18 protein-coding genes are annotated in these 16,680 nt (G+C 62.0%); 11 read left to right on the top strand and 7 right to left on the bottom strand.

Features of this window, described 5'->3' with window-relative positions; translation table 11 throughout:
- Window positions 1-59 precede the first annotated feature (59 nt).
- The 5 genes from NKF25_RS01915 to hjc all read left to right on the top strand — a co-directional run bounded on the left by NKF25_RS01915 (window position 60) and on the right by hjc (window position 4,215).
- The gene (locus NKF25_RS01915) at window positions 60-1,352 is read left to right on the top strand and encodes an amidohydrolase (protein WP_253225045.1); all 1,293 of its coding nucleotides are present in this window, start codon (window positions 60-62) and stop codon (window positions 1,350-1,352) included.
- 154 nt (window positions 1,353-1,506) lie between these two features.
- On the top strand, window positions 1,507-1,722 hold the full coding sequence (locus tag NKF25_RS01910; RefSeq protein ID WP_253225044.1) for a hypothetical protein: 216 nt from the start codon (window positions 1,507-1,509) through the stop codon (window positions 1,720-1,722).
- A 2-nt stretch (window positions 1,723-1,724) separates the two neighbouring features.
- Window positions 1,725-1,922: a helix-turn-helix transcriptional regulator gene (locus NKF25_RS01905; RefSeq protein WP_066140515.1), complete on the top strand. Its 198-nt coding sequence runs from the start codon at window positions 1,725-1,727 to the stop codon at window positions 1,920-1,922.
- A 68-nt stretch (window positions 1,923-1,990) separates the two neighbouring features.
- Window positions 1,991-3,274 carry an adenosylhomocysteinase gene (locus NKF25_RS01900; RefSeq protein WP_253225043.1) on the top strand — a complete coding sequence of 428 codons (1,284 nt, stop codon included), beginning with the start codon at window positions 1,991-1,993 and terminating at the stop codon, window positions 3,272-3,274.
- A 452-nt stretch (window positions 3,275-3,726) separates the two neighbouring features.
- A complete protein-coding gene (gene hjc, locus NKF25_RS01895) occupies window positions 3,727-4,215 on the top strand; it encodes a Holliday junction resolvase Hjc (protein ID WP_066140512.1) in 489 nt (162 codons plus the stop codon).
- 45 nt (window positions 4,216-4,260) lie between these two features.
- Here the strand turns inward: hjc and NKF25_RS01890 are convergent, their stop codons facing one another.
- Complete coding sequence (locus NKF25_RS01890) at window positions 4,261-4,944, bottom strand: SWIM zinc finger family protein (RefSeq protein WP_253225042.1); 684 nt, start codon at window positions 4,942-4,944, stop codon at window positions 4,261-4,263.
- Between the two features lie 280 nt (window positions 4,945-5,224).
- Between NKF25_RS01890 and NKF25_RS01885 the strand changes: the two genes are divergently transcribed.
- Window positions 5,225-5,428, top strand: coding sequence for a transporter (locus tag NKF25_RS01885; RefSeq protein WP_066140509.1), 204 nt, complete (start codon window positions 5,225-5,227; stop codon window positions 5,426-5,428).
- Here NKF25_RS01885 and NKF25_RS01880 read toward each other — a convergent pair.
- The gene (locus tag NKF25_RS01880) at window positions 5,425-6,489 is read right to left on the bottom strand and encodes a DNA primase large subunit PriL (protein ID WP_253225041.1); all 1,065 of its coding nucleotides are present in this window, start codon (window positions 6,487-6,489) and stop codon (window positions 5,425-5,427) included. The genes NKF25_RS01885 and NKF25_RS01880 overlap by 4 nt on opposite strands.
- A gap of 143 nt (window positions 6,490-6,632) precedes the next feature.
- Between NKF25_RS01880 and NKF25_RS01875 the strand changes: the two genes are divergently transcribed.
- Window positions 6,633-7,220 carry a hypothetical protein gene (locus tag NKF25_RS01875; protein WP_253225040.1) on the top strand — a complete coding sequence of 196 codons (588 nt, stop codon included), beginning with the start codon at window positions 6,633-6,635 and terminating at the stop codon, window positions 7,218-7,220.
- A gap of 23 nt (window positions 7,221-7,243) precedes the next feature.
- Here NKF25_RS01875 and NKF25_RS01870 read toward each other — a convergent pair whose 3' ends face one another.
- The gene (locus NKF25_RS01870) at window positions 7,244-7,987 is read right to left on the bottom strand and encodes a DNA polymerase sliding clamp (RefSeq protein WP_066140502.1); all 744 of its coding nucleotides are present in this window, start codon (window positions 7,985-7,987) and stop codon (window positions 7,244-7,246) included.
- 182 nt (window positions 7,988-8,169) lie between these two features.
- On the opposite strand from NKF25_RS01870, the gene NKF25_RS01865 reads away from it, so the two are divergent.
- Entirely contained in the window at window positions 8,170-8,319 is a 150-nt protein-coding gene (locus tag NKF25_RS01865; RefSeq protein WP_190303696.1) for a hypothetical protein, read from the top strand.
- A 111-nt stretch (window positions 8,320-8,430) separates the two neighbouring features.
- Window positions 8,431-9,189, top strand: coding sequence for a 23S rRNA (uridine(2552)-2'-O)-methyltransferase (locus NKF25_RS01860; protein WP_253225039.1), 759 nt, complete (start codon window positions 8,431-8,433; stop codon window positions 9,187-9,189).
- A gap of 41 nt (window positions 9,190-9,230) precedes the next feature.
- Here NKF25_RS01860 and NKF25_RS01855 read toward each other — a convergent pair whose 3' ends face one another.
- The 3 genes from NKF25_RS01855 to NKF25_RS01845 are packed head-to-tail and all read right to left on the bottom strand — an operon-like array spanning window position 9,231 to window position 12,396.
- A complete protein-coding gene (locus tag NKF25_RS01855; protein ID WP_253225038.1) occupies window positions 9,231-9,959 on the bottom strand; it encodes a queuosine precursor transporter in 729 nt (242 codons plus the stop codon).
- Window positions 9,952-10,125 carry a ribbon-helix-helix domain-containing protein gene (locus tag NKF25_RS01850; RefSeq protein ID WP_066140492.1) on the bottom strand — a complete coding sequence of 58 codons (174 nt, stop codon included), beginning with the start codon at window positions 10,123-10,125 and terminating at the stop codon, window positions 9,952-9,954. Before NKF25_RS01850 ends, NKF25_RS01855 begins: the two co-directional genes overlap by 8 nt.
- Before the next feature lie 36 nt (window positions 10,126-10,161).
- A complete protein-coding gene (locus NKF25_RS01845; RefSeq protein WP_253225037.1) occupies window positions 10,162-12,396 on the bottom strand; it encodes a twin-arginine translocase subunit TatC in 2,235 nt (744 codons plus the stop codon).
- 94 nt (window positions 12,397-12,490) lie between these two features.
- Here NKF25_RS01845 and NKF25_RS01840 point away from each other — a divergent pair, with 94 nt between their 5' ends.
- Complete coding sequence (locus NKF25_RS01840) at window positions 12,491-13,345, top strand: twin-arginine translocase subunit TatC (protein ID WP_253225036.1); 855 nt, start codon at window positions 12,491-12,493, stop codon at window positions 13,343-13,345.
- 313 nt (window positions 13,346-13,658) lie between these two features.
- Here the strand turns inward: NKF25_RS01840 and larE are convergent, their stop codons facing one another.
- Window positions 13,659-14,492: an ATP-dependent sacrificial sulfur transferase LarE gene (gene larE / locus NKF25_RS01835; RefSeq protein ID WP_253225035.1), complete on the bottom strand. Its 834-nt coding sequence runs from the start codon at window positions 14,490-14,492 to the stop codon at window positions 13,659-13,661.
- A 147-nt stretch (window positions 14,493-14,639) separates the two neighbouring features.
- Between larE and NKF25_RS01830 the strand changes: the two genes are divergently transcribed.
- Window positions 14,640-16,613, top strand: a complete 1,974-nt coding sequence (locus NKF25_RS01830; RefSeq protein ID WP_253225034.1) for an endonuclease MutS2 — start codon at window positions 14,640-14,642, stop codon at window positions 16,611-16,613.
- Window positions 16,614-16,680 lie beyond the last annotated feature (67 nt).

Genomic DNA, 16,680 nt, shown 5'->3' with positions numbered 1-16,680 from the left:
CGTACCGTATCACGGGGGAATCCAGCAGAGTCATGCGAGGGGGTGAACTATTTCGGCCCATGACGACGCTCAAAATTTCCGGTGGGAAGGTACTGCGACCGGACATGACCGTCGAACGCGCGGACGTGCTGGTGAATCAGGACGACGGAACGATCCTTTCCGTCGGCGACGTCGCGGACGCGGACGAGACCCTCGATGCGGAGGGAGGCCTCGTGATTCCGGGGCTCGTGAACGCCCACTGCCACGCCGCGATGACGCTCCTGCGCGGCTACGCAGACGACAAACCGCTCGACACGTGGCTCCGGGAAGACGTGTGGCCGGTCGAGGCCGAACTGACGCCGGAGGACGTCCGCGCCGGAACGGACCTCGGTCTGTTGGAGATGATCAAATCCGGAACGACCGGATTCGCGGACATGTATTTCGAGATGGACCAAGTCGCCGAAGCGGTCGAGAAGGCAGGCCTCCGCGCCCGAATCGGACACGGCGTGGTCACCATCGGGAAGGACAAGAAAGCCGCCCGCGAGGACTTCGAAACGAGTCTCAGCATCGCCGAGGAGTTCGACGGCGCGGCGGACGGCCGCCTTTCGACCGCGGTGAAGCCACATAGCCTGACAACGGTCGACGAGGAGTATCTGGACGAGTACATCCCACGCGCCCGCGAAGCAGGAGTTCCCGTGCACTATCACGCGAACGAGACGCGTGACGAAGTCGCGCCCATCGTCGAGGAACGAGGGGAGCGCCCGCTCGAATACGCCCGTGACAAGGGGATGACCGAGGAAGGGGATTTCATCGCACACGGCGTCCACGTCAACACGACGGAAATCGAACTGCTCGCGGAGACGGGCACGGGCGTCGTCCACTGCCCGGCCTCGAACATGAAACTCGCCAGCGGGATGGCTCCCGTACAGGCGATGCTGGACGCGGGCGTCACCGTCGGACTCGGAACCGACGGCGCGGCGTCGAACAACGACCTCGACATGTTCGGCGAGATGCGCGATGCGGCCATGCTCGGCAAACTCGCCGCGAACGATGCCAGCGCGGTCCCCGCCGAAGAAGTAGTGAAGATGGCGACCGCCGGAAGCGCGGACGCTATCGGCTTCAACAGCGGCCGAATCGAGGAAGGGGCGAACGCCGACCTCGCCGTCATCGACCTATCGGCACCGCACCTCACCCCGCACCACGACCTCGTCAGCCACCTCGCCTACGCTGTCAACGGGAGCGACGTCCGACACACGATCAGTGACGGGCGCGTCCTCATGGAGGACCGCGAGGTGCTGACGCTGGACGAGGAATCGGTCCGGGAGACCGCCGAGGAGAAGGCACAAGAACTGGTTGCGCGCGCTGCGGAGTGAATTCGGAAGGGCGTCTTTTTCGGAAGAGCGTCTCTCGGTTTTTCCTGCTGCCGACTCGATACCGACAGACCACGGGTGGAAAGCCAGTCCGCTTAGCGACAGAATGGTCAGTCCGGTGGAAAGTTTTACAGACATCAAGTAAAGAGTACTTTACATGGAAACCGCAGACGAACGCGCGGTCGAAATCGGTCGCCGAAGTTCTCGAACGGCGTACATCGCGCTATCGGCGTTGCTGTTGGCGGTCGTGGTGGCTCACGTCTACCAGCACGGCTTCGACAGTTTCGAGAAGGTTCGGTTCGAATTTCTCGCGTTTCTGCTCGGACAGGCCGTTTACTTCGGGTCGGGGCTGTACTACAGACGCGTGATGTAGCGATGGAAAACGACCTCAAAGTCAGGCGGGCGAAAGCCGACCTCACGCAGGCCGACCTCGCGGACGTGGTCGATGTCTCCCGCCAGACCATCAACGCCATCGAGGGAGGGCGATACGACCCCAGCCTCGAACTCGCGTTTCGACTGGCGGGATACTTCGGCTGTTCCATCGAGGACATCTTCGACGCGCCGGACGACTGATCGCTGGTGACGATCAGAACCCTGTTTTCTTCGGTACCGTTTTCAACGCGCTCGCCCATCACGAACGTATGGCAGACTACCCGCCGATAAGCGAGCAACTGGACGATTTGGAGTCCGCTCGCGTCGAGGGGCACCGCAAGATGGACTGGGCGCGCCAGCACATGCCGATCATGACGACGATTCAGGAGGAGTTCGTCGCCGACAAACCGCTGGAGGGGCAGCGAATCGGCATGGCGATGCACGTCGAGGCGAAGACCGCCGTCCTCGTGGAGACGCTCGCCGAGGGTGGCGCGGAAGTCGCCGTCACCGGCTGTAACCCGCTCTCGACCCACGACGACGTGAGCGCCGCGCTGGACGAGCACCCGAACATCACCAGCTACGCGAAGCGTGGCGTGGACGACGAGGGCTACTACGAGGCCATCGAATCCGTTATCGACCTCGAACCCACCATCACCGTGGACGACGGCATGGACATGGTCGCCGCCATCCACGAGGACTATCCGGAACTCATCGACACCGTCATCGGCGGCTGTGAGGAGACGACGACCGGCGTCCACCGACTCCGCGCGATGGACGAGGACGGCGCGCTCGACTACCCCGTCTTCGCCGTCAACGACACGCCGATGAAGCGCCTGTTCGACAACGTCCACGGGACCGGCGAATCCTCGCTGGCGACCATCGCCATGACGACCAACCTCTCGTGGGCCGGGAAGAACGTCGTCGTCGGCGGCTACGGCTACTGTGGCAAAGGCGTCGCGAAGAAGGCGGCGGGCCAGAACGCGAACGTCATCGTCACCGAAGTCGAACCGCGCCGCGCGCTCGAAGCCCACATGGAGGGCTACGACGTGATGCCGATGGCCGAGGCCGCCGAGGTCGGCGACGTGTTCATCACGACGACGGGCAACCGCGACGTCATCACCGAAGAGCACTTCGAAGTCATGAAGGACGGCGTCCTGCTCGCCAACGCGGGTCACTTCGACGTGGAAGTCAACCTCAACGACCTCTCGGACCTCGCCGTCGCCGAGCGAGACGCCCGCGACGGCGTCCACGAGTACGAGATGGCGGACGGCCGCCGACTCAACGTCATCGCGGAGGGCCGCCTCGTCAACCTCGCCGCACCCATCGCGCTGGGCCACCCCGTCGAAGTCATGGACCAGAGCTTCGGCGTGCAGTCGGCCTGTGTGCGTGAGATGGTCGAAAACAGCGAGAAATACGACGCTGGCGTCCATGACGTGCCCGACGACCTCGACAAGGAGATCGCCGAAATCAAGCTGGAAGCCGACGGCGTGGAGTTCGATTCCCTCTCCGACGAGCAGACGGAGTACATGGGAAGCTGGCAGCACGGGACGTAAACAGGAATAGAAGGGGATTTTTCTGCGTTTTCGTTTGTGGGGTTCGTATCGTTTCAGTTGTTGGATTGGGATTTTAGGAATTTCGCGTCCGATTACGACAAGTTGCTGAATTCGGTTCTTCTGCGATCACAGCGACGATGATGACAACCTCGAAAGCCCCCGCCCACTCGCGTTTACGTGGTTGCTGTGTGGCCACTATTTTGGCCGGGCGGTGTTGAGAGGCCAAAATATCCTGCACAGCAACCGCGAGCGAGCGGGGGCTTTCGAAGTCTTCATCACAGTTATTGAAATCGCATATGAATCAGAAACGTCTCGTCGTAGCGAACGGACGGGGGCTTTCTGGACTTTCCTCGGAGCTACTGCGACTCAAAGCTCGAATCATCACGCCGTCGGGTTCACTTCCACCGCGCTATCGGCCGTTTTATTGCCCGCGACCGCCGACCATCGACAACATGGCGAATCGGAAAGGCGACAGACGGGAGCGCGAACTCGTCAACAGGTTGGACGAGGTCGGATTTGCGGTCATGCGTGCTCCCGCGAGCGGGGGTGCGACCCAGCGCGAACTGCCGGACGTGCTGGCCGGGAACGGGAACGTCTTCTATGCGATCGAGGCGAAATCGAGTTCTGGCGACCCGATCTATCTCACGGGGGAGGAAGTCGAGGCGCTGGTCTACTTCTCGCAGAACTTCGGCGCGAAGCCGAAGATCGGCGTGCGCTTCGACCGCGAGGACTGGTACTTCTTCCACCCCGCCGACGTTCACCAGACGAAGGGTGGGAACTACCGGGTAAAAAAAGAGAAAGCGCTGGAGGACGGGGATTCGATGGACGACCTCCAAAGCGACGACGAAGACGAGGAATCGAAACACAGCGTCTCGGACATCCTACACGCGGTCGATCAAGGCGTTCTCTCGGTGGAAGAGGCGACGGAGATTTTGGAATAACGGTCGCTCCACAGTGGATTCGAAAATGCTGAAAAATCGATCCGACTACTCGGCGTCCGGGAAGTCGGTCAACTCGGACTGATCGTCCGGTCGTCCCGGCCGCTTGAGCCGCGAGCGCGGGAACGAGTAGCGCCGAAGGTGACGCGACTCGACCTGTTCGGGTCGAAGCCCCGACGGAATCGGGTAGAGTACTTCGACCACCGGGTCGTCCGCCGGGTAGCCCTCGTTCGTGGGATACTCGGCGACGGTGCAGTCGCGGCCCGGTACCTCGACCTGGTCGGCCCTGTAGTCGGTCATTCGAACGACGACCAGCAGGTCACCGCTCGCGCGGTCCACGACGGGTTCGCCGGGTTCGAGCCGACAGTGGTCACAGAAGTGCGGCCCGGCGGCGGCCGTCTTCTCGTCCACGAAGACGGACGAGTCACATCGGGTACACTCGACGGCCTCCTTTCCCGGCGGGGGTACGCGCCCCTCGTTGATTTCGATGGCGACCCGCCGGATGTGCTTGCACCGGACGCCCCGCATCATGTGGTCGGGGCAGGTACAGCGACCCCCGAGCAGGTCGACGAAGTACGTGTTGTCGCTCTGGCTTTCGACTTCGTACAATCCGCCACCGAGCGGCGTGACGGACATTCGCTCCGCTCTGGCGCGTTGTGAGCGTGGATTCGTCTCCTCCGTCTCTGCCAGCGGAGCCAGCGATACTTTTCTGGAAGCGGCTGTGTCTATCATGGGTGCTTCCTCCGTGAAACCCGGCGACGAAAATCAGCACGTTGCGACTCCTCAGCGGTGGTTTCGACGTATTAGGGTACGTGCCGAACGACCCTAAGGCTTTCACCTGTCAACGCAAACTGCGCCCGTTTCGGCGGAGAACTCGACGGTAATGACCCGTTGATATCCGAGATCGTGTCTCGAGACTGTCAAAATTGACGTGGAATCGGGGATTCACGACGACGGACGGGCGCGACCGAGAAGCGGAGAACTTTTGATGTAACCCCGGGAAATCCAGAGCATGGAACTCGAGGGCGATACGCTCCGCGACATCGTCGTCTCCGTCGTGTCGGTTGGATTCTTTATCGTAGCGATGTATATCGTCGGGTCGCAGTACGATACCGGCGGTATTACTGGGGCGGGCGCGCTCGAAATCGTCGGCGTCATCGCGCTCTTCATTCTCGTCATGACCGGCGTCGGCTTCTGGTTGGCGAATCAGCACTAACGGTCGCGCCAGTCGGTCACGGTTCCGTTTTCGTCCAGCGCATCCTCGTAGTAGACGAGCGGATGCGTCACCGTTTCACAGCGCTGGTCCTGATTCACACAGTCGTCGTACGCCTGTAACGTCGCGCAACTCGGCGGCGCGAACTGCGTCGTTCGCTCGTCGCGGACACGCTCGATTCGAGCGCGCAGTCGGTCTCCTCGACCCGATTCTCGAACCTCACAGAGCGACAGTATCTCGTTCGCGTCGAGCCCGATGCTGGCGAGAAACGAGACGAGCGTGAACTCGGAGTGGGAGGGGAGCGTTTCCGCGTCCCGCATCCGGGAGAGCAGCGCCGTCATACACGGTGGGAACAGTTCCGGGGCGAGCGTATCGATATCGTGTGAAAAGTCCGCGTCGGTGAACGACGACTCCAATTCCGACAGTTCCTCGTCGAGTGCGGCCGCGATTTCCGAGGGGACCGAAAGCGGCAGATCCTCTGCGATCCGCATCTCCACTGCCGTCCGGAGCAGTTCGTGCAGTTCGGCCTGCGAGACGGTGACGACGCCGTCCGAAAGCTGGCGCGTGACGAGTCGCCAATCGTCACCGTAGTCACTCGCGAGGGAGATGTACGTGACGACGTCGACGCCGAAGTCGTCGCCGCGCGCGACGACGTCCTCCGAGAGGTCGAAATCCGTGAGCAACTGTTGGAGCGTGAGCGACGTTCCGCCCGTGCTCTTCAGGCCGTCGTCGGGCGTCTCGAAATCGGCGGTGAACCGTTCGTAGGCCGTCGTCGCCTCGGCGCTGGCGTACTTTTCCACTGCACCCGGCGCGTTGAGGAGCGACACCAACAGTCGGGCGATGGGATAGGAAAGCACCTCGGTCGATGTCGCCCACCGCCGTCCGTCGTCCGGGGCGCGCACGGTTCCATCGAGCAATGCTCGGCGCACGCGCTCCACGCCACGCTCGACGGCGGGGTGGCGCTCTCCCTCGCCCGCGATAACCGCCGCAGGGTCCAGGTTTGCGTCCCGAACCGCCTCGCGGGCGGACGCGAGGAACGGGTATCGGGCATGGAGCGAATTCATTGTTCGCCGTTTCGAGCGATGGCGGATAAACGCGACGGTCGCCGGTAACGAGGGATTTCTCGGACGAGGAAAACGGAAATGCCGCATTTCCGCGATTCGGTCGAATCCAATCATCTATTACCGACGCGTGAGTACGGAATTGCGTGCCACGTTTCGACTATCCCTGTCCCGACTGTCGGACCACGACGAACCTCCACGGCCCCGACTGCCGATTCGACGGGGAGCCGTGGACGAACATCGAAAAGGCGTACACGGACATCGTTTCGGTCCTATCGGCCGACTCCCTCCCCGAGGAGGAACTCCGCGAAACGGTTCACGGGCGGTGGGACGCTACCCACGCCGCCGCGCTCGACCGACTTCGACACGAAAAGCGCGTCGTAGAAAACGACGGTGCGCTCCGATTGCTCACCGGCGACGAGTTCCGCGAAACCGTCTCCGAACCGAGCTTCGAGCCGATGCGGACGATTTACGAGAAGGGGAGCGTGCCGGGATGTCACGACAACGCCGTCTTCGCCATGGTCGCGTGGTACGAGATGGTCGGCCTGTCGTGGCCCGAGACGCGTGAAAACGTGGTCGAGTGGCTGCACAAGAGCGGAACGTGGGGACGCGGCGGGTTCGAGGAGTCCACGCCCGAAGAACTGGTCGAGAACAAGCGTCACGTCTACGAGGTCGGCTACGGCTGGAAGGAGAAGGCGGAAGCGACGAAGGCCGTTATCGATCGGAATCTATAGAACGAGAGTCGTCGAGGCTGTTTTCAGTCGCTCTGGATACGCGGTGCGAGCATGTACGTCACTTGGCCCATGCCTTCCGCGATCTCGAAGTGAAGTTTGACGGGGAACTCCTCGCCGAGGTCGATGCTCACTTCGCCGTCGTTCGGGATGGCTTTGTTCATGTCCTTGAGATAGTCGAGACTGAACAGGGAATGGGCGGGTCCGGTCGTGAGATCGATGAGGTCGTCGCGGTCGAGTTTCAGATCGACGTCGTCGGTGTCACCTTCCGCTTCGACGTAGAACAACTCGTCGTCCTCGTCCACGCCGAGGGCAATGTGGTCGGACACCATGTCGGCCGCTTTGACCGCACGGTCGATATCGGACCCTTCGACGACGATAGTAGCGGAGAGATCGAGGTCCGGGATGTCGGGTTCCTGGCGGATGGAATCGGGGTCGATGAGCGCGAGGGTGTACTCCAAGCCGTCGATTTTGATGTGGAGTTTTCGCGTCTCCTCGTCCAACTCCATCTCGATGAGTTGGTCGGAGCTAGCCATGCCTGCGACGCTTTCGAGGCGGTCGAGATTGACGCCGAGGATACCGCCGTTCGACTCGTAGGACTCGAACGCTTCGGCGTCGAGTTGGAGGTCAACCATGCCGACGTTGGCCGGGTCGACTGCTTTGATAGTGAGGCCATCCTCCTCCAAGTGGATTTTACATTCATCCACAAGAACGCCCACGGAATCGATTGTCGTCCGGAGCGTATCCGCGCTCACGATAGCCTTGAACATGTTGATAGGGGGTATGAAAGGGTGGCATAAAAGTCATCCGTTCGCGCGCGCGGCGTGTGCATATTGAGGGCGCACCACGCCATCGAACGGAGGACAATCATACCACCGCCACCTCATTATTACAAGAGATAATATACAGATTTTTGATAAACTTTTTACGCTAGAAGGTACTCTGAAGAAATATGTCGCAGGAGTGGCGGCCAGAAGAATACACGCTCGACGAAGACGACCCTCGATGGGGAGTGTGCAACTACTGCAAGAAGAAGGTCTTCGTCGGCGGAAAGAACAAATCCGACCTCGTTCGTCATCAGGACGAGTGTGAATACCGCTGACGGGGGCGTTCCTCGTCGGCCAGTTACGATTTTTGCGACCGGTGGAACGCCACGGAGAGCGACGGACAACGAAGGGCGTAAACATCCTCGTAGACAACCCATTCCTAACAAATGGCCCGTAAAGACCACTACTACAACAAATCCAAGCAGCAAGGCTACCGCTCGCGGGCGGCCTACAAACTCAAGCAGTTGGACGAATCCGCACATCTCCTCCACGAGGGCGAGACGGTCGTCGACCTCGGGGCGGCCCCGGGTGGCTGGTTGCAGGTCGCCGCCGAGGAAGTCGGCGACGACGGAACCGTGATCGGTGTCGACCTCCAGCGAATCAAATCCATCGACGGCGTCGAGACCATCCGCGGCGACATGACCGAGGAGGAAACCCAACAGGAAGTCATCGACGTCGCCGGTTCGGCCGACGTCGTCCTCTCCGACATGGCACCGAACATGACCGGCGAGTACAGCCTCGACCACGCTCGGTCGGTGTATCTCGCCCGACAGGCGTTCGAGACGGCCCTCGAACTGCTCGATTCGGGCGGCGACTTCGTCGTCAAGGTGTTCCAAGGACCTGACTTGGACGACCTGCGCGACGACATGGAACCGGAGTTCGAGTACGTCCGAACGATGAGCCCCGACGCCTCGCGTGACGAGTCCTCCGAGGTCTACCTCGTCGCCCGCAAGCGCCTCACCGCACCCGTCAGGGCGGGCGACAAACTCGAAGTGACCATCGAAGGCGTGGGAAGCGAAGGCGACGGCGTGGCGAAGGTCGAAGAGTACACGCTGTTCGTGCCGAACACCGAGGAAGGGGAAACCGTCGAAATCCGCGTCGAGGACGTGAAGCCGAAGTTCGGCTTCGCCCAGCGACTGGACTAACGGTTCTCGCCGTCCATCACCGAATCACATCCATCTGTTTTTCAGTCCGCCGAACTCGGCACTCGACCGACGTTCGTTTGTGAACGCAGATAGCCCACGACGGCGTAGACGAAGGGCGTGTCGAGGAGTGCGACGAACAGCTTGAAGATGTACTGGCCGACGATGAGCGACAGGACGACGCTCGTCGGGATTTCCGGACCGATACCGGCGAATCGCGGAAGTGCGAAGAACGCGATTCCGACGAAGATGACCGTATCGATGGCCTGACTGGTCGCCGTCGAACCGATGTTGCGCGCCCAGAGGTGGTCGCCGTCAGTGAGTTCGCGGATTTCGTGGAAGACGATGACGTCCCAGTTCTGACTGACGACGTACGCACAGAGGCTTCCAATCACGATGTTCGTGCTCGCGCTGAGGACGGTCTGGAACTTCGTGGGGTCCACGCTGGACTGTGCGGCGGGTGCCTCGATGGTAGACCAGACGAGCACGAGCATGACGAAGATCATCACGAAGGCGACGTTGACGAGTCGCTGGGCCGCCTTCCGACCGTACACTTCGGCGTAACAGTCCGACGCGAAGAACGTCAGCGCGTAGGCCAGCGCCGCACCCGGCAGGACGAGCGCGTCACCCGTAACCGGGAGCGAGAGTGGAATCGTGAACTGGAGCACCTTCGCCGCCGTGAGCTGTGCCGTCACCAGCGCCGTCACGAACAACCCGGTGAGGACGAGTTGACCGGTTGCGAGCGCGGACCCCGGTTGCACTCTCTCAGTCATCTTCGAGTCGTCCGTGACGTTCGTCTATCTCGTCCAAAATATCCAGCATCTTCCGGATCGACGCACGAATGGCGTCGCTTCTGTTCACGAATTTACCGTCGTCGCCGACGTGGTCGTCCAAGTCGGCGAGCAGTTCGTCGGGTATCTCGACGCTTATCTTGCTCATACCGTGGTATTCCGTGAAGAATACTTAAGCGCACCGTCAGGCGCGCCGACCGCCGAGCGTCCCAACCCAGAGACCGCCGAGACCGATGAGGTAGGCGACCGAGAGAGGAATCGCGATGAGGAACAGCGTGTACAGGCTGTCCGGGGTCACCAACGCGGCGATGACGAAGATACCGATGATGGCCGGACGCCAGTGTTCGAACATCGTCTCGAAGTTGAGGATGCCGCCCCAGTGGAACATGAACATCGTCACGGGGATGTCGGCGAGGAGGCCGATACCGACCGTGGTGAGGAAGACCAACCAGAAGAACGCCTTCACTCGGTAGTAGATGACCATGTCCGCGCGGTGGGCGTCCATGACCAACCACGAGATAATCTCCGGCGCGACGATGGTGTAGCCGATGTAGCTGCCGACGAGGAGACCGGCGAAGAGCGCACCACCCCACGCGAAGAACACGTTGCGGTTCCCGCGGACGAGTTTTCGCTCCTTCATCGCGGGCCATCCGTAGTACAGCACCATCGGGAGCACGGACACGACTGCCAGCAGCGTGCTGATCTTCACTTCGAAGATGAGCGCCTCGACCGGATGCAGAGTCACGACGTTGAGCAGTTGTCCGTTACCGGCGGCGGCCGTCACGGCTTCCGGGACGCGACTGGTGAAGTCCTTGTTGATGGTCCCGATACCACCCTGATAGAGGTAGACAAAGACGCCCGCGAGCACGAGCATGAACACGATGACGATGCGGAACATCTTCGACATGAGGCTCTGGGCGATGAACGCGAAGTCGTAGTAGTAGCCGCCGATGTCGTCCTCGGTCGTCTCGTCGTCGGTGAACGCGCTCGCCATTCCCGCCGTGGTACGCTGGAAGACGTTCCCCTCCTGCTCGGTACTCTGTTGTGCCACGTCCTCGGCGAGCGGTGCTTCCCCCTCGGGCGCGTCAGGATCGCTCTCACCCGTCTGAACCGCCGCATCGGCCTCCTTCGCTTCCTGTGCCGCGTCGTAGCGGTCGAGGATGGCCTGTGCCTTCTCGGGTTGGTCGGCATCCATCGCGGCGCGGGCGTACTCGACCGACTCGCCCTCGCCCATCTCGGCGAACAGTTCCGGCGGAGCGGCACGGACACCCGCCGCGTCGAGTTCGTACAGGTCGAGGCCCGTGGATTGACCGATTGCCGCGCTCTCTTCGAGGGAGGTGAACAGGAAGTAGAGCGTAGCGATAATCAGCGCGACGAGCGCAACCGCGACGGCGGTCAGGACGACGGCCGTTTCGCGCGGGACGCCGATGGCTTGTTGTATCGGCGGGAACGGCGCTGGACGGTACTTCGCCGGAAGTCCCGAAAGGAGTTGTTCGTTCACGAAGCCGATGCCGTTCTGCGTGATGAACAGGTACGTCGCCGCCGCCGCGACGAGCGTGATTCCGGCGATGTAGTTCCACTTGTCCCGAATCGCCGTTCTCGGACTCACCTCGTTGCTTCCCCGTTTGATAGTGACGAGGAACTTCGACAGGTAGAGGCTGAACCCGTAGAGGAGACAAAGCGGAACCGCCCACATCACCTGCGTGAACGGGTCGGGCGGTGAGGCCACGGCACCGAAGACGAAGATGATGAGGACGGCGTACCGCCACTTGTCGCGGAACGTCTCGTAGCGCACGATACCCGAGTAGCTCAGCGAACTCATGATGAGCGGGAGTTCCGCCGCGAGACCGAACGAAAGGGAGATGATGAGGACGAATTCGGTCCACTGCACGATACCGTACTTCGGCTCCAAACCGGCGTTCACGGCGTTCTTCGCGAGGAAATTGAACATTATCGGGAGGTAGACGGAGTACCCGTAAGCGATACCCCCGACGAACAACAAAACGCCGAGCAGGACCAGCGGAACGATTTTCCAGTAGGAGATGGACGTTTCGGGATACCAATCGTTTTCCCGAATAGAATCACGAGCGAGATAGAGCAAGGCGGGAATGGAGAGAACGACACCGGCGAACATGGCGATTTTCGCCTGCAAGAGGATCACGTCGAACGGCGTCACGGCGACGATCGTGACGTGATTCATGACCTTCTGTGACATCCCCGAGGTCGTCACGTCGCGCAGGAACGGCCACACCACCCACGACATGCTATAGAACGTCCCGATGAACCCGATAACGAAGACGATGAAAACCTTCTGGAGTTCCTTCTGCGCCGTTCTCAGTAGGCCGCCAATGGTTTCACGGCCTGAAGCAACCGTTCTCGCCGTATCCTCGCCGATGAGACTGTTCCCCGAGGTAGACATTGCTTGGGGATGGTAGCCCCGTGTCAGTTATCAATCTTCCCGTCTCGCGAGATGAAGAAAGCCTATAATAATACGGCTGCTTATCCTCGGGTGAATGGGCGAAGAATCGGATGCGACGGCAGGTAGTAATCTATCCAAGGTCCCGGCGTCGGAAGAAACGCCGGCGCCGCCGGATGAAGACCTGTACGAGCCAGAGGACCCGGAGCAAGCAGTCGAGCGGCCGAGTCAGCCGATGGAGGACGAGGAGATGCCGCTGGCCGACCACGTCGAGGAGATGATAAAACGGCTCGCCGTTGTCATCGTCATCGCGGCGGTCGTCACCCTTCTCATCCTCCCGACCGCGGACCACATCATCAACTTCCTCTGGTATCAGATCCTGCCGGTCGCGAAGGACACCCGACCACGAATCTACGCCCCGCTGGCGCTCGTGATGACGAAGCTCAAAGTCGCCAGCCTCGGCGGCCTCGTCGTGGCGCTCCCCGTCATGGTGTACGAGACGTACCTCTTCATGCGCCCCGGACTCTACCCGAACGAGCGACGCTACTACCTCGCCGCAGTCCCGACCAGCCTCGTCCTCGCGTTCGTCGGGCTCTGTTTCGCCGACTTCCTCATCCTGCCGGCCATCTTCAAATACTTCCTCTCGTACACGTCGAGCGCGGACGTCGGCATCGCCTTCGGGTTGACGAAAACGTTCAACCTCATCCTGATGATGATGGGCGTGTTGGCCATCGTTTTCCAGATTCCGCTCCTCATCATGCTCGCCATCATGATGGGACTGACGACACGCCAGTGGATGGCCAGCAAACGCCTGTACTTCTGGGGTGCGTTCGCCGGGTTCGCCTTCCTCTTCAGTCCCGACCCGACGGGAATGGCCCCGTTCCTCGTCGCGATTACGATGGTCGGGCTGTTCGAGGGAACTCTGCTCCTCCTAAAATGGACGGGCAGGTGACCGTTTGACACAGTTTTTGGCACACACACATTTCCGTGGAGATACACAATGAGAGCTTTCGATAGCTGTAATCGGTATATAACTAAGGGGATCAGTCCTCAATGTAGTGGTAGCGTTCGTACCTGCCCTTAGCTCGCGTGCCAGCAGCTACAGACCGCAGTTCGCGTGCCAGCAAACTGCCACCCTTTGGGTGCGAACGCCCGACGCTGCTTTCTATCGACTGTCAGTCCCCGAGTCTGCACTGAATTCGTCCTCGATCAGCGGTTCGCGTGTGTCAGATTCGTTTCCTCGGACATCGTTCGCTCTTCGATGTTCACTCGCCAGTCGCCGAGTGAACATCGCCCTCCGGGCTCACACTTCCAGTCCGATAACCGTGTAGGTCGAGCGTGACGTGGTCGAAACCGAGGTCCGCGAAGTGGTCGCGGGCGGCGCGAACGAACTCCTCGTCCAGCGCCCGCGACAGTTCCGCCTCGCCGAGTTCGATCCGGGCGAGTCCGTCGTGGTCGCGGACGCGAAACTGGGTGAATCCCCACTGGCGAAGGAGGGTTTCGGCGCGCTCGATGCGCGAAAGTCGCTCCTCGGTCACTTCCAATCCGGTCGGAATTCGGGAGGAGAGACACGCCATCGCGGGTTTGTCGGCGACCGAGAGGTCGTACCGCTCGGCGATTTCGCGCACCTCCGATTTCGAGATGTCGTGCTGGAGGAGCGGCGAGTAGGCGTCGAGTTCCTCGACGGCGCGGAGGCCGGGGCGGTGACCCGCGCTCACGTCGTCCGCGTTCGTCCCGTCGCAGACGACCCCGATGTCGAGTTTCGCCGCCGCCTCGAACATCGAACCGAGGCGCATCGTCCGGCAGTGATAACATCGCTCGTCGTCGTTCTCGACGAAGTTCGGGTCGTCCAACTCGCTGAACTCGGCGATTTCGTGGCGGATGCCGATCTCATCGGCGACTCGCTTTGCATCCGCGAGTTCGGCTTCCGGCAATGTTTCGCTCTTCGCGGTACAGGCGACGGCGTCGTCGCCCAGCGCGTCGTGTGCGATGGCGGCGACGACGCTCGAATCGACGCCGCCGCTGAACGCGACGAGGACGCCGTCACGGTCCGCGAGGTCGGCTTTCGCGGCTGTCAGTTTCTCCGAGAGGGTCGGCATACCTCGTGATTGTTGTGGACCGGCAAAAACACTTGGAGGGGGACAGTACATCGAATTCCACCGATCCGACTGCTCTCGGGAACGGACGACCGTCGATCGGTACGCGTCGGGAACGTTTTTTATGTATGCCGCAATATCACGGAGCGAATGGAGTTCGAGGCGGTACCCGGCGTCGGTGCGAAGACGGCCGACGCGCTCGCGGAACTGGATAACGCCGAGCGAGCGCTGGAGACCGGCGACGTCGCCACGCTCGCGCGAGCGCCGGGCATCACGGAAGGACGCGCCGCCGCCATCGCGCGCGGTGCCATCAGGATTCGACACGACGACGAGGGCGGCTTTCTCGCAACCGACAGGGCGCGCGAACTGTACCGCGACGTGCTTTCCTTGGTGCAAGCGCGCGCCGTCACGACGTACGCCGAGAAGCGCCTCGAAACGCTGTACCCGAGTTCGACGGCGTCACGAATCGAGGAAGTCCACGAGTTCACCCGCCGTGCGATGGACCGCACGCCGACGGCGGACGTACGCGACGCGTTGGCGGGCGTCGAACCGCTGTCGAGTCCGCGAGGGGTTCGAGTCAACGACCGCTGTCTGGCGACGACGGATGCCGAACGCTACGCGGAAGCGCGCGAGGCGGTCCCGGAACTGCCGATAGAGGTCGTGGAGGACACGCGGGAACTGGCGGAACTCGCACGCGGCTATTCGACCGTCGTCGCGCTGGACGAGGCGTTCACGGGCGTCGCCATCGACGGCGACGTTCGCGTCGAACCCGACGCGTTGGACACCCCGGCGGAACTCGTTCCCGAACGACCGCTGGCCTTCTTCGCCGAGAATCGGGAGACGTTACTCGCGGCCGCCGAGGTCCATCGCGTCGCGGGATTGGATGCACCGCTCGACATCGACGGACTCGAATCCGCGTTGGCCCGCGTCACCGCGGACGGCGGCGTGACGGGCGACGAGGAACTCTCCCGGTTGACCGACGCGATTTCGGATCTGGACGCCGCCGTCTCGATGGCCGAGAACGTCGCCAACGACCGACTCCGCGAGGCGATTCGGGAGCGGGACGTGACCATCGAGGGCTCCGACCTACTCTCGCTGGTCGAACGCGGCGCTGGGGTGGATTCGCTCCTCTCGCGCGAACTGACCGACGAGTACGACGACGCGGTCGACGCCGCCCGTGAACAACTGGTCGAGACGTTGGCGCTGGACGCGGGCGAAACCGAACTCGCGCGACAGGCGTTCTCGGACGACCCGACGTTTCCCGTCGAGCACGACGAGGGCGTGATTTCCCGGCTTCGGGAGCAACTGACCGCCGAGAAATCACGACGCGCGGCGCGGCACAAGCGCGAACTCGCGCGTGAACTCGCGGACGAACGGGAGGCGGCGAGAGAACTGGTTCGCGCCACGCTCGAACTGGACGTGGAGTTGGCCGTCGCGCGGTTCGCCCGCGACTTCGACTGCACGATGCCGGAATTCGACGGCGACGGCTTCGACATCGTCGGCGGGCGCTCGCCGCTCCTCGACGTGGCGTTCGAGGACGTGGAACCCGTGGATTACGGTGTGTCAAGCGTGGCACTGCTCTCGGGCGTCAACAGCGGCGGGAAGACATCGACGCTGGATCTGGTGGCGCTCGTCGTCATCCTCGCCCACATGGGCCTGCCGGTTCCCGCCGAGTCGGTTCGACTACGGCGGTTCGAGGAGCTGCACTATCACGGGAAGACGCAGGGCACCTTGGACGCTGGCGCGTTCGAGAGCACGCTCCGACAATTCGCCGCCCTCGCCGACGGGGAGACGGGCAGACTCGTGCTGGTGGACGAACTCGAAAGCATCACGGAACCCGGCGCGAGCGCGAAGATCATCGCTGGAATTCTGGAGGAACTCGGCGAGCGCGACGTGACCGGCGTGTTCGTCTCCCATCTCGCCGACGAGATTCGGGCCGTGGCGAACTACGCCGTCGCGGTCGATGGAATCGAAGCGAAGGGGTTGGTCGATGGAGAACTCGTGGTGGAGCGCTCGCCGGTCAAGGACCACCTCGCTCGTTCGACACCCGAACTGATCGTCGAGAAACTGGCTGACGGGGGCGAAAACGGCTTTTACGAGCGCCTGTTGGAGAAGTTCGACTAGAGGTCGTTGCCAACTACGGGATGTGACCCTCCGGAACGTACTTTCGGTTGGCTGGATAATTAGATGA

It is taken from the genome of Haladaptatus sp. AB643 (assembly GCF_024136975.1).
Taxonomy (GTDB): domain Archaea; phylum Halobacteriota; class Halobacteria; order Halobacteriales; family Haladaptataceae; genus Haladaptatus.
Note: the sequence above shows the minus strand (reverse complement) of the source record. Positions and strands in the feature narration are given on the sequence as shown.

Bases quoted from the DNA above. Each gene is read 5' to 3' on its own strand.
- NKF25_RS01915 (WP_253225045.1), top strand. From the start codon at position 60: ATGACGACGCTCAAAATTTCCGGTGGGAAGGTACTGCGACCGGACATG.
- NKF25_RS01910 (WP_253225044.1), top strand. From the start codon at position 1,507: ATGGAAACCGCAGACGAACGCGCGGTCGAAATCGGTCGCCGAAGTTCT.
- NKF25_RS01905 (WP_066140515.1), top strand. From the start codon at position 1,725: ATGGAAAACGACCTCAAAGTCAGGCGGGCGAAAGCCGACCTCACGCAG.
- NKF25_RS01900 (WP_253225043.1), top strand. From the start codon at position 1,991: ATGGCAGACTACCCGCCGATAAGCGAGCAACTGGACGATTTGGAGTCC.
- hjc (WP_066140512.1), top strand. From the start codon at position 3,727: ATGGCGAATCGGAAAGGCGACAGACGGGAGCGCGAACTCGTCAACAGG.
- NKF25_RS01890 (WP_253225042.1), bottom strand. From the start codon at position 4,944: ATGATAGACACAGCCGCTTCCAGAAAAGTATCGCTGGCTCCGCTGGCA.
- NKF25_RS01885 (WP_066140509.1), top strand. From the start codon at position 5,225: ATGGAACTCGAGGGCGATACGCTCCGCGACATCGTCGTCTCCGTCGTG.
- NKF25_RS01880 (WP_253225041.1), bottom strand. From the start codon at position 6,489: ATGAATTCGCTCCATGCCCGATACCCGTTCCTCGCGTCCGCCCGCGAG.
- NKF25_RS01870 (WP_066140502.1), bottom strand. From the start codon at position 7,987: ATGTTCAAGGCTATCGTGAGCGCGGATACGCTCCGGACGACAATCGAT.
- NKF25_RS01865 (WP_190303696.1), top strand. From the start codon at position 8,170: ATGTCGCAGGAGTGGCGGCCAGAAGAATACACGCTCGACGAAGACGAC.
- NKF25_RS01860 (WP_253225039.1), top strand. From the start codon at position 8,431: ATGGCCCGTAAAGACCACTACTACAACAAATCCAAGCAGCAAGGCTAC.
- NKF25_RS01855 (WP_253225038.1), bottom strand. From the start codon at position 9,959: ATGACTGAGAGAGTGCAACCGGGGTCCGCGCTCGCAACCGGTCAACTC.
- NKF25_RS01850 (WP_066140492.1), bottom strand. From the start codon at position 10,125: ATGAGCAAGATAAGCGTCGAGATACCCGACGAACTGCTCGCCGACTTG.
- NKF25_RS01845 (WP_253225037.1), bottom strand. From the start codon at position 12,396: ATGTCTACCTCGGGGAACAGTCTCATCGGCGAGGATACGGCGAGAACG.
- NKF25_RS01840 (WP_253225036.1), top strand. From the start codon at position 12,491: ATGGGCGAAGAATCGGATGCGACGGCAGGTAGTAATCTATCCAAGGTC.
- larE (WP_253225035.1), bottom strand. From the start codon at position 14,492: ATGCCGACCCTCTCGGAGAAACTGACAGCCGCGAAAGCCGACCTCGCG.
- NKF25_RS01830 (WP_253225034.1), top strand. From the start codon at position 14,640: ATGGAGTTCGAGGCGGTACCCGGCGTCGGTGCGAAGACGGCCGACGCG.